The 6,972-nt window shown below is 68.1% G+C and carries 6 protein-coding genes and 1 pseudogene; 2 read left to right on the forward strand and 5 right to left on the reverse strand.

What is annotated here, in order from left to right; translation table 11 throughout:
• Positions 1-9: 9 nt before the first annotated feature.
• Both AC50YC_RS03195 and AC50YC_RS03200 read right to left on the reverse strand, forming a co-directional pair.
• A complete protein-coding gene (locus AC50YC_RS03195) occupies positions 10-798 on the reverse strand; it encodes a DUF1003 domain-containing protein (protein WP_494952151.1) in 789 nt (262 codons plus the stop codon).
• Positions 779-2,062, reverse strand: coding sequence for a magnesium transporter MgtE N-terminal domain-containing protein (locus AC50YC_RS03200; protein WP_354169589.1), 1,284 nt, complete (start codon positions 2,060-2,062; stop codon positions 779-781). Before AC50YC_RS03200 ends, AC50YC_RS03195 begins: the two co-directional genes overlap by 20 nt.
• Positions 2,063-2,139: 77 nt before the next feature.
• Here AC50YC_RS03200 and AC50YC_RS03205 point away from each other — a divergent pair, with 77 nt between their 5' ends.
• Positions 2,140-3,063 carry a YflT domain-containing protein gene (locus tag AC50YC_RS03205; RefSeq protein ID WP_494952152.1) on the forward strand — a complete coding sequence of 308 codons (924 nt, stop codon included), beginning with the start codon at positions 2,140-2,142 and terminating at the stop codon, positions 3,061-3,063.
• A gap of 97 nt (positions 3,064-3,160) precedes the next feature.
• On the opposite strand, the gene AC50YC_RS03210 is transcribed toward AC50YC_RS03205, so the two are convergent.
• A complete protein-coding gene (locus AC50YC_RS03210; protein ID WP_494952153.1) occupies positions 3,161-4,744 on the reverse strand; it encodes an aminopeptidase P family protein in 1,584 nt (527 codons plus the stop codon).
• A 92-nt stretch (positions 4,745-4,836) separates the two neighbouring features.
• On the opposite strand from AC50YC_RS03210, the gene AC50YC_RS03215 reads away from it, so the two are divergent.
• Positions 4,837-5,682, forward strand: coding sequence for a PHP domain-containing protein (locus tag AC50YC_RS03215; RefSeq protein ID WP_494952154.1), 846 nt, complete (start codon positions 4,837-4,839; stop codon positions 5,680-5,682).
• A 109-nt stretch (positions 5,683-5,791) separates the two neighbouring features.
• On the opposite strand, the gene AC50YC_RS03220 is transcribed toward AC50YC_RS03215, so the two are convergent.
• On the reverse strand, positions 5,792-6,661 hold the full coding sequence (locus AC50YC_RS03220) for a DNA-methyltransferase (protein ID WP_494952155.1): 870 nt from the start codon (positions 6,659-6,661) through the stop codon (positions 5,792-5,794).
• Positions 6,662-6,669: 8 nt separating this feature from the next.
• Positions 6,670-6,972 (reverse strand): annotated as a pseudogene (locus AC50YC_RS03225) (DEAD/DEAH box helicase); the annotation flags it as partial.

The following is a 6,972-nucleotide window of genomic DNA, read 5'->3' on the forward strand; positions in this document are numbered from 1 at the left end:
GGTGAAGGCTCAGTTCTCGGGGGTGGCGGGGTGCGCCGGCGCGCCGGCGTTGTCCGGTCCGGCACCTTGCAGCGTGTCCGGTGCGGTGTCGGGATTCTTGGCGGGTTTGGGCTCGTGCCTGCTGCCGGACTTGACCCGGGGGATTTGCTGGGTCCGGGGGCTGCGCTGCTTGTCGCGGCGTTCCTTCAGCTTTTCCTTGACCTTGTCCCGCGGCGACTCGTGGACCCCGGCGGAGGGATCGTGGGTGCGCAATTCCTCCTGCGCTTCCAGCATGTCCTCGAGCAGGCTGCGCAGTTCGGCCCGGACGTAGTCGCGGGTGGCGACTTCCCGCAGGGCGATCCGCAGCGAGGCGAGTTCCCGGGTCAGGTATTCGGTGTCGGAGAGGTTACGTTCAGCGCGCTGGCGGTCCTGCTGGAGGGAGACCCTGTCACGGTCGTCCTGCCGGTTCTGGGCCAGGAGCAGCAGCGGCGCGGCGTAGGAGGCCTGCAGCGAGAGCATCAGGGTCAGCAGGGTGTAGCCGAGCGCCCGGGAGTCGAACTGCCACTCCACCGGTGCGAAGGTGTTCCAGGCCAGCCAGACGACGACAAACACCGTCATGTAGACCAGGAACTGCGGCGTGCCCATAAAACGGGCAAAGCCTTCCGTGGTCTGGCCGAAAGCGTCCGGGTTGGGGGAGAACTTCGGCAGGATCCGCTGGCGGCCGCTCAGGGGTGTATCGAGGCTTCCCTTGGCCGCTTTGCTGCCCGGCCGGACATGGGGGTTCCGTGATGTGCTGTTATCAGCCAATGCGGCCTCCAAGCTTCCTTATCGGGACATCGTCCTCGTGGGCGCGCCAGTCATCGGGCAGCAGATGATCCAGCACATCGTCAACAGTCACCGCCCCCACAAGCCGACCGTCGCTGTTGACGACAGGGAGCGAGTTGAGGTTGTAGGTAGCCAGCGTGCGGGCCACCTCGCTGATATGGGCCTGGTCCGACACCGGCTCCAGGGTCTTGTCCACCAGGTTGCCCAGCGGCTCGGGCGGCGGGAAGCGCAGCAGCTGCTGGATGTGGACCACGCCGAGGAACCGGCCCGTGGGCGTCTCCAGCGGCGGCCGGGCAATGAAAATCGAGGACGCGAGGGCGGGGGAGAGCTCCTCACGGCGGACATGGGCCAGGGCTTCGGCGACGGTGGCCTCCGGAGGCAGGATGACCGGGACCGGGGTCATCAGGCCACCGGCGGTGTCCTCGTCATATTCCAGCAGCCGGCGGACGTCGTCAGCGCCTTCGGGTTCCATCAGCTGGAGCAGTTCCTCGGCCTGGGCGCTGGGCAGTTCCGCGAGGAGGTCGGCGGCGTCGTCCGGGTCCATTTCCTCCAGCACGTCCGCGGCGCGGTTCACGTCGAGGGCGGACAGGATCTCCACCTGGTCACCTTCCGGCATTTCCTGCAGCACGTCGGCAAGGCGTTCGTCCTGCAGCTCGCTCGCGACCTCGAAGCGGCGCTTGTCGCTCATTTCCTGCAGGGCCTCGGCGAAGTCCGCCGGCTTGAGGTCCTCGTGGGTCGCGACGAACTGGGTGGCGGCCTGGGGCTCCGTGCGCGCGCCCTGCTGCGCGTCCGCCCAGTCAATGATCAGGGTCTCGTTGCGGCGCAGCCGGCTCAGCGGGGAGAGGGAATGGCCGCGGCGGACGAAGAGCTTGCTGACAAACCAGTCGCCGGAGCGGTGCTTGTCCATCGCAATGTCCTCGATCGTGGCGTCGCCGCTGCCGTCGGCGAGCGTGACGCGGCGGTCGAACATCTCGGCCACCACGAGGGTTTCCGCGCCGCGCTGTTCGAAGCGGCGCAGGTTCACCAGCCCGGTGCAGATGATCTGGGTCTGGTCGATCGAGGTGATCCGGGTCATCGGCACGAATACGCGCTTCTTCCCGGGAACCTCGACGACGATGCCCACCACGTGCGGGGCGCCCCGGGTTCCGCGGGAGAGCACGACGACGTCGCGCAGCCGGCCCAGACGGTCGCCCAGTGGGTCAAAGACGTCAAGTCCGAGGAGGCGCGCAACAAACACCCGCGAAAGATTTGTGCTCACGTGTACAGGCTACCGAGTCCGCTCTCTTTTAGCTGAATTTACAGCCGGTGCCCAGCCGGATAGGTAAGAATAGGCGTATGTCAAACATTTTTGGTGCTCCCAGGGCTGGCGCCCCCAACGGCCCGGACGAGGCCCGCACTGTCCCCAAGGGCGACACTGTTGGTTCCTATAACTCCTACCTGGATGCCCAGAAGGCGGTGGACTACCTCGCGGACCAGCAGTTTCCCGTGCAGATGGTCTCGATCGTCGGTAACGAGCTGAAGATGGTGGAGCGGGTCACCGGCCGGCTGACCTACCCCCGGGTTGCCCTGTCGGGTGCGCTCAGCGGCATGTGGTTCGGCCTGTTCGTGGGCATCATGCTCTCCTTCTTCTCCACGACCGACGGTGCCTTCTCGATTGTGACGTCGGTGCTGATGGGCGCGGCGTTCTTTATGCTGTTCGGCATCGTCACCTATGCCATGCAGAAGGGCAAGCGCGACTTCACGTCCACGAGCCAGGTGGTGGCCACCAACTATGACGTCGTGGTGTCCTTTGAGGCGGCGAACGAGGCGCGGCGGCTGCTCCACCAGCTTCCGATGACCCAGCATGACGCTTCGGCGTCCGCCGGATCGGCCGGTTACTCCCAGCGCGACTACCAGCACCAGCCGTATCAGCCGGGTCCCGGGCAGGATGCCCAGCAGCCGGGCCCGCAGGGCCACGCCCCGCAGCGCCCCGCGGCGTGGAACGACCCTTACGGCCAGCGGACCCCCGACGCCGCCGGCCAGCAGCCCGGCGGACAGCAGCCCGGCGGACAGCAGCCCGGCGGACAGCCGGCCGCCGGTCAGTATGCCGAACCGTCCCAGCAGCTGGCAGCGTCTGCCGATGCCGAGACGGGCCCGGAAGAGGCCCCCAAGTCCCCCGGGTTCGCCTACCCGGACCTTCCGGACGGCCGCCCGCAATACGGGGTCCGCGTCAACGATGCGCCCAAGCAGGGCCCCGACGAGGGCGGTTCGCAGCACTAACCGGCAACGCAGAAGGCCTCCGCCCCGAAATGATCCGGGCGGAGGCCTTCTTCGTGTCAGTGGCGGTACGTGTCAGTAACTGCCGGCCAGCGGGGAATTACGCCGCCGGGCCGTCAACTTCCTGGTAGATCCCCGCCATCCAGGACTCAACGTCGTCGGCCTTGCGGGGCAGGGCCGCGCTGAGGTTAACCGGGCCGTCGGCGGTCATCAGGATGTCGTCCTCGATGCGGACGCCGATTCCGCGGTATTCCGCCGGGATCGCGAGATCCTCGTCCTTGAAGTACAGCCCGGGTTCGATCGTGAAGACCATGCCGGGGGTGAGGACGCCGTCGAGGTACAGTTCGCGCTTGGCCTGGGCGCAGTCGTGCACGTCGAGGCCGAGGTGGTGGCTGGTGCCGTGCGGCATCCAGCGGCGGTGCTGCTGGCCCTCGGCGCTGATGGCTTCCTCCACGGAGACCGGCAGCAGGCCCCAGGCGGCCAGCCGTTCCGCCAGCACGGTCGTGGCGGCGGTGTGGATATCGCGGAACCGGGTGCCGGGCTGGGCGGCGGCAAAACCGGCGTCGGCGGCGTCCAGCACAGCCTCGTAGACCTTGCGCTGGACCTCGGAGAAGGTGCCGTTGGCGGGCAGGGTGCGCGTGATGTCCGCCGTGTAGAGCGAATCCGCCTCGACCCCGGCGTCGAGCAGCAGCAGTTCGCCGGCGTTGACCTTGCCGGTGTTCCGGGTCCAGTGCAGCACCGTGGCGTTGTTGCCGGAGGCCGCGATGGTGTCGTAGCCGAGCTCGTTGCCTTCCTCCCGGGCACGGGCGAAGAACGCGCCTTCCACGACCCGCTCGCCGCGCTGGTGGGTGAGTGCCCGCGGCAGGACTTTGACGACCTCGGTGAAGCCCTGCACGGTGGCGGCAACGGCGGTCTTCATCTGTTCGATTTCCCACTCATCCTTGAGCAGGCGCAGTTCGGAGAGGGCCTCGGAGAGCTTCTCGTCCAAGGCGTCCAGAATGCCCAGGTCCAGGTTCTCCGGGTCCTTGGCGGTGTTGTAGCGGGCCGTATCCACCAGGGCGTCGATGTTCTCGTCCACCTTCCGGACCAGCCGGATGGAGATCCCGCCGATCTCGGGGGCGCCCACGTTCTTGGTGATACCAAGTTCGAGTTCGCTGATGTCCGCGGTGTCCAGGCCGAGGCGGGCCTTGAACTCGGCCAGGCTGGGACGGGCGCCGATCCAAAATTCGCCGGAACGGGAGTCGGCGTAGAACTGCTCGGTGTCGCGGCCGGCCAGCGGGCGGAAGTACAGCGTCGCGTGATGGTGGCCGCCGTCGTCGCCCTTGCCTGCCTCCACGGGTTCCATGATGAGCACGGCGTCGGGCTCGTGGTCCAGGCCCAGTCCGGTGAGGTGCGCGAAGCCGGAGTGCGGGCGGAAGCGGTAGTCGCAGTCGTTCGAGCGGACCTTCAGCGGACCGGCGGGGATGACCAGGCGTTCGCCTTTGAACTGCTCTGAGATGGCGCGCCGGCGGGTGGCGGCGTGGCCGGCGACGGCGTCGCGTTCCGGGAGTTGCTCGCGGGACGGGGCCCAGTTGCTGGCCATAAACGCCTTGAAGGCGTCGGAACTGGGCCGCTGCGAGCGGTTGTTGACGCGCTCATCGAGGGGCTGGGAAGCGGAGACTTGGGTGTTATCTGCATCTTTCACCGTCCCATAGTCTCACCAGCGGAGCGGCTTAGACCAACAGGCCGGCGGCGTCCACCCGGGGCTCCGCGGCGGCGATCTACTAGGCTGGTGAGGTGAGGATCGACCTGCATACCCACTCGAATGTATCCGACGGCACCCAAGCGCCCGGCGCGGTGATGGCTTCAGCGGCGGAGGCGGGGCTCGACGTCGTCGCCCTGACCGACCATGACTCCACCGACGGCTGGGCCGAGGCCACCCTCGCTGCCCGCGGGCACGGCGTTGCGCTGGTTCCCGGGATGGAGATTTCCTGCCGGACGATGGAGGGGATCAGTGTGCACCTCCTTTGCTACCTGCACGACCCGGCGCACCCCGGACTGCTGGAGGAGATCACCAAGGCCAAGGACGCCCGCTTCACCCGGGCCGAGCGGATGGTCAGCCTGCTGGCCGAGGATTACCCGCTGAGCTGGGACGACGTCATCCATCATGTGGCTCCCGGCGCGACCCTGGGCCGCCCGCACATTGCCGACGCCCTCGTCGCCGCGGGCGTGGTGGCGGACCGCACCGAGGCGTTCGAATCCATCCTGACCTCGCGCTCACGCTACTTCGTGCAGCACTACGCGCCGGACCCGGCGTTCGCCGTCGAACTGGTCCACGCCGCCGGCGGCGTGCCGGTGTTCGCCCACCCGGTGGCATCAGCCCGCGGGCGGATCGTGGGGGAGCGCATCTACCAGGAGATGATCGACGCCGGCCTGGCCGGGCTGGAAATCAACCACCGCGACAATCCCGAGGAGGGCCGGGCGTTCCTGCGCAAACTCGCGGACCGGCATGGGCTGCTGGTCACGGGCTCCTCCGACTACCACGGGGCCGGGAAGCCGAACCGGCTGGGCGAGAACCTGACCTCGCCCGAAGTGTTTGCCCGGATCGAGGAACTGGGAACCGGGACCCCGGTGGTGCGCTGACTCAGCGGATCCCCCGCCCGTCCCGGCCCGGCCTAACCCGGCCCGTTGACCTATCAGTTTTGGTCCCCATCAGGCCGGAATGACCTCCAAAAGTGATAGGGCAACGGGGCTACCGTGGGAAAACAGTAAAGGCGGCGTGCGGGGCGAGCCGCTTGGCCATAACGTCGATGGCCGGCTGGTTCTGGTCCACGCAGACAAACCTGCGCTCGAGCTTCGCGGCGACGGCGCCGAGGGTGCCCGAGCCGGCGAAGAAGTCCAGGCACCAGTCTCCGGGGCGGCTGGAGGCTGCCACCACACGGCGGACCAGCCCTTCGGGCTTCTGCGTCGGGTAACCGGTCTTTTCCTTGCCGGTGGGGGAGACGATGGTGTGCCACCAGACGTCGGTGGGCAGCTTGCCGAGTTCGCGTTTGGCCGGAGTCACGAGTCCGGGCGCCATGTAGGGCTCCCGGTCCACTTCGGCGCTGTCGAAGTGGTATTTCGCCGGGTTCTTGACGTACACGAGGATGTTGTCGTGCTTGGTGGGCCAGCGGTACTTGGCGCGGGCGCCGTAGTCGTAGGCCCAGATGATCTCGTTCAGGAAGCACTCGCGGCCGAAGATGGCGTCGAGCATGACCTTGGCGTAGTGCACCTCACGGTAGTCCAGGTGCAAGTAGAGGGTGCCGTCATCGGCGAGCAGCCGCCAGGCCTCGACGAGGCGCGGTTCCAGGAAAGTCCAGTAGTCGCTGAACGCGTCGTCGTATTTGTGCAGCGCGCCCTTGATCGTGTCATAGGAGCGTCCCTTGAAGCCCACCCGGTCGCCGTCGCCGCCGGTGTTGAGCACCATCTTGGTTTCCTGGCGCTTCTGGACCCGGCCGGTGTTGAAGGGCGGATCCACGTAAATGAGTGTGAAGGCGCCGTCCGGCAGCGTCGGGAGGTACGCCGCGTTGTCCGCGTGTACCACCAGATTGCTGCCGTCCGGCGCCCAGACGGTGTCAGTCATGAGGGGGTTTAGGCCTCGGTGCTGCCTGCCGGAGCCCCGGCCTGTGCCTCGCCTGCAACCACTTCGCCGTTGTGGCGGCGGGTGCGGGTGCGACGGCGTGCGCGGGTCGCGCGGTCGACTTCGGTCGGCGCGGCCGCGGCGGACCTGGCCGGTGCCTCGGCGGCGGGGCCGGTGCTGGCTTCAGCCTCGGCCGGACGACGACGGCGGTCGCCGGAGCGTCCGCTGTCCTTGCCGGCGGTGGCGCCGCCGCTGCGGCGGGTGTCGCGGCTGCCGTCGCGGCTGCCGCCGGTGGTGCGGCCGCCGTCACGACC

The sequence above is a fragment of the Pseudarthrobacter sp. MDT1-56 genome (genome assembly GCF_059383555.1).